Here is a 4,114-nt window from a genome sequence, read left to right on the forward strand (position 1 = left end):
GCGGCGGCCGGCAGCGCGGCCAGAGCCAGGGCGGCGGCGGCCAGCACGACGACGACGAGGGCGGCCGCAGCCGGCGCGGGCGCCGGTTCCGCGAGCGCAACCGTGGCCGCGGCGGCCGCGAGCGCTACGAGGAGCCGGTGATCAGCGAGGACGACGTCCTGATCCCGGTCGCGGGCATCCTCGACATCCTCGACAACTACGCGTTCGTCCGCACCACCGGCTACCTGCCCGGCCCGAACGACGTGTACGTCTCGCTCGCGCAGGTCCGCAAGAACGGCCTCCGCAAGGGCGACGTCATCACCGGCGCCGTCCGGCAGGCCCGCGAGGGCGAGCGGCGCGAGAAGTTCAACGCGCTCGTGCGGCTCGACACCGTCAACGGGATGGAGCCGGAGCAGGCCAAGGGCCGCGTCGACTTCACCAAGCTGACCCCGCTGTACCCGCAGGAGCGGCTGCGGCTGGAGTCCGACCCGGGCATCCTGACCACCCGGATCATCGACCTGGTCTCGCCGATCGGCAAGGGCCAGCGCGGGCTGATCGTGTCGCCGCCGAAGGCCGGCAAGACGATGGTGCTCCAGGCGATCGCCAACGCGATCACCAAGAACAACCCGGAGTGCCACCTGATGGTCGTCCTCGTGGACGAGCGTCCGGAAGAGGTCACCGACATGCAGCGGACGGTGAAGGGCGAGGTCATCCACTCGACCTTCGACCGTCCCGCCGAGGACCACACCACGGTCGCCGAGCTGGCGATCGAGCGCGCGAAGCGGCTGGTGGAGCTGGGCCACGACGTCGTCGTGCTGCTCGACTCGATCACCCGCCTCGGCCGGGCCTACAACCTGGCGGCGCCGGCGTCCGGCCGCATCCTGTCCGGCGGTGTCGACTCGACCGCGCTGTACCCGCCCAAGCGGTTCTTCGGCGCGGCCCGCAACATCGAGAACGGCGGCTCGCTGACGATCCTCGCCACCGCGCTGGTCGAGACCGGCTCCCGGATGGACGAGGTCATCTTCGAGGAGTTCAAGGGCACCGGCAACATGGAGCTGAAGCTCAACCGGTCGCTCGCGGACAAGCGGATCTTCCCGGCGGTGGACGTCGACCAGTCGTCCACCCGCAAGGAGGAGATCCTCATGGCGCCGGAGGAGCTGCGGGTCGTCTGGCAGCTGCGCCGGGTGCTGCACGCCCTCGACACCCAGCAGGCGCTGGAGCTCCTCATCGAGAAGATGAAGGAGACCAAGTCCAACGCCGAGTTCCTGCTGCAGGTGCAGAAGACGACGGTCTCCGACGACCGCTGATCCACGCGCCGCGACGCCCCCGCCCGGGTCCCGGGCGGGGGCGTTCCGCGTCCCGGGGGCGTTCCGCGTCCCGGGGGCGTTCCGTGTCCCGCTGCCGGACGGCGGGACCGGTGCCGGAGGCCGATGGTGGGGCTAGCCCCACCCCGATCCGGCGGGGACCTCCATGGTGGCCGGGCGCCCCGGAAGGCAGGCTTGCACCGTAGGTTGGAACGGGCGTGGAGGGACGACGTGGGCGAGCTGAGCAGGGACATCGGGGACGCCGGAGACCCGCCGGCACGCGCCGGGAGCCCCGGTGGGGGCGCGACCCGGGCGGGCGGCCGCGCCGCGTCCGTCGCGGACGGCCCGTGGCACCCCGCGGCGATGGCCCGGTCCAGGGTGACCTGGACGTCCGCGCTGTACCTGGCGGTGAGCCTGGCGTTCGGGCTCGGCTGGTTCGTCGTCCTGACCGCCGGGCTGGCGCTGTCGCTCGGCACCCTGATCATCTGGGTGGGGTTCCCGCTGCTCGCGCTGCTGATGGTGGCGTGGCGGTTCGGCGCGAAGCTGGACCGCCGGCTGGTGCGGGCCGCGTTCGGCGTCACCGTCCCCGACCCGTACCGGCCGCGGCCGGAGGGCCGCAACCCGTTCGTCCGGCTGAGGTCGATGGCCGCCGACCCCGCCACCTGGAAGGACCTCGCCTACCTCGTCCTGCTGTTCCCCATCGCGCTGGTGGAGTTCATGGTGTCGGCCGTCGTGTGGGCGCTGACGGGCACGCTGCTGTTCATGCCGCTGATCGTGCTGTTCGGCGGCGGCATGGAGATCAACCTCGGGCTGGTGACGTACTGGTCCGGGAACCCGTTCGAGGCGCTCCCGGTGTCCGCGGCGGGACTGGTCGTCCTGGCGGCGGCGATGTACGTGACACGCGGGATGGCGGTCGCGCACGCGGCGTGGGCCCGGCTGATGCTCGGCCCGAGCGCGTCCCAGGCGGAGAACATGGAGCTGCGGGAGCGGACCGCGCACCTGCGGGCCAGCCGGGCGCGCGGCGTCGACGCCGCGGAGTTCGAGCGCCGCCGCATCGAGCGGGACCTGCACGACGGCGCGCAGCAGCGGCTGCTGGCCGTCGCGATGGACATCGGCCGCGCCCGCGCGAAGCTCGACGAGGACCCGGAGGGGGCGCGGGCGCTGATCGAGCAGGCGCACGCCGGCACCAAGGAGGCCATCACCGAGCTGCGGGACCTCGCCCGAGGCATCTACCCGGCGATCCTCACCGACCGAGGCCTGGATCCGGCGCTGTCCGGGCTGGCCGGACGCGCGCCGGTGCCCGTCGAGGTCTCCGTCGACCTGCCGGAGCGGCCGCCGGCCGCGGTGGAGAGCATCGCCTACTTCATCGTCGCTGAGGCACTGGCCAACATCGCCAAGTACGCGCGGGCGACCCGCGCTTCCGTCCGGGTCGTCCGGGAGGACCGCTGGGTCGTCGTCGAGGTGACCGACAACGGGGTCGGCGGGGCGGTGGCGCGGATCGGGGGCGGGCTGGCGGGGCTGGCCGACCGGGCCGCCACCATCGACGGGATGCTCATCGTGGACAGCCCGCCCGGCGGGCCCACGATCATCCGCGCGGACCTGCCCTGCACCTGGTGACCCCCTGGTGAGCCCCGGGTGACGCGGCCCGGCGCCGCCCGCGAGGCCCGATAATGGGCGCATGCGGGTAGTGATCGCCGAGGATTCGGTGCTGTTGCGCGAAGGGCTCGTCCGGCTGCTCGCGGACGCGGCGATCGAGACGGTCGCGACGGTCGGGGACGGCCCGGGGCTGCTCGGGATCGTCGAGGAGCACGAGCCGGACCTCGCCATCGTGGACGTGCGGATGCCGCCGTCGTTCACCGACGAGGGGCTGCGCGCGGCGCTGGCCGTCCGCGAGCGCCGCCCCGGCACGCCGATCCTCGTCCTGTCGCAGTACGTGGAGGAGCGGTACGCGACGGACCTGATCGGCGGCGGCGCCGAGGGCGTAGGCTACCTGCTGAAGGAGCGGGTGTCGGACGTTGCGGAGTTCATCGACGCGGTCCGCCGGATCGCCGCCGGCGGCACCGTCATCGACCCGGAGGTGATCGGCCAGCTGCTCGGCCGGCGCCGCACCGGCGACCCGCTGGAGGCGCTGACGCCGCGCGAGCGGGAGGTGCTGGGGCTGATGGCGGAGGGACGCGCCAACGGCGCCATCGCCGAGAGCCTGGTCGTCACCGAGGGCGCGGTGGAGAAGCACATCTCCAACATCTTCGCCAAGCTCGACCTGCAGCCCGCGCAGGGCGGGCACCGCCGGGTGATGGCCGTCCTCGCCTACCTGGGCCGCGCCGACGGCTGAACCGGCCAGGTACCCGGGGTCCATCCGATCGGAGATCGGGAATGACCGGTGACCTCGGCACGTTCGGGTATCTGGCACACTTGGACTGCAACCGCTGCGGTACCGGTTCACGCCTCCCGGATCTCCCATGGCGCCGTCGCGTGGAAACGACCACGCCGGACGGCCGTGCGAGCGGGGGCGCCCGGCGACCGCCTCATGCGAGGAGAACCCATGAAGCCCGACATTCACCCGGACTACGTCGTCACGACCGTGACGTGCACGTGCGGCAACACCTTCGAGACCCGCAGCACCGCCGAGAACGGCGTGATCCACGCCGACGTGTGCTCGAACTGCCACCCGTTCTACACGGGCAAGCAGAAGATCCTCGACACCGGCGGCCGGGTGGCGCGCTTCGAGCAGCGCTTCGGCAAGAAGAAGGCCGGCAAGTAGCGCCGAGCCGCGGGGGGGGGGGGCGGCCCCCGCGCGCCGGGGGGGGGCCGCGGCGCCGGCCCGCCGCCCG

The 4,114-nt window shown here is 73.1% G+C and carries 4 protein-coding genes; all 4 read left to right on the top strand.

Annotated features, from left to right (window positions below):
• Positions 1-1,286: transcription termination factor Rho (gene rho / locus ABZ914_RS42680; protein ID WP_500200491.1), on the top strand; the 1,286-nt coding region annotated here is incomplete at its 5' end.
• Between the two features lie 228 nt (positions 1,287-1,514).
• Entirely contained in the window at positions 1,515-2,900 is a 1,386-nt protein-coding gene (locus tag ABZ914_RS42685; RefSeq protein ID WP_500200492.1) for a sensor histidine kinase, read from the top strand.
• A gap of 61 nt (positions 2,901-2,961) precedes the next feature.
• Positions 2,962-3,615 carry a response regulator transcription factor gene (locus ABZ914_RS42690; protein WP_500200493.1) on the top strand — a complete coding sequence of 218 codons (654 nt, stop codon included), beginning with the start codon at positions 2,962-2,964 and terminating at the stop codon, positions 3,613-3,615.
• Positions 3,616-3,825: 210 nt separating this feature from the next.
• Entirely contained in the window at positions 3,826-4,044 is a 219-nt protein-coding gene (gene rpmE / locus ABZ914_RS42695; RefSeq protein WP_151544542.1) for a 50S ribosomal protein L31, read from the top strand.
• Positions 4,045-4,114: the final 70 nt, after the last annotated feature.

Source organism: Spirillospora sp. NPDC046719 (assembly GCF_040645715.1).
Taxonomy (GTDB): Bacteria; Actinomycetota; Actinomycetes; order Streptosporangiales; family Streptosporangiaceae; genus Spirillospora.

Excerpts from the sequence above, each read along its gene's own strand:
- rpmE (WP_151544542.1), top strand. The coding sequence starts at position 3,826 with ATGAAGCCCGACATTCACCCGGACTACGTCGTCACGACCGTGACGTGC.
- ABZ914_RS42690 (WP_500200493.1), top strand. The coding sequence starts at position 2,962 with ATGCGGGTAGTGATCGCCGAGGATTCGGTGCTGTTGCGCGAAGGGCTC.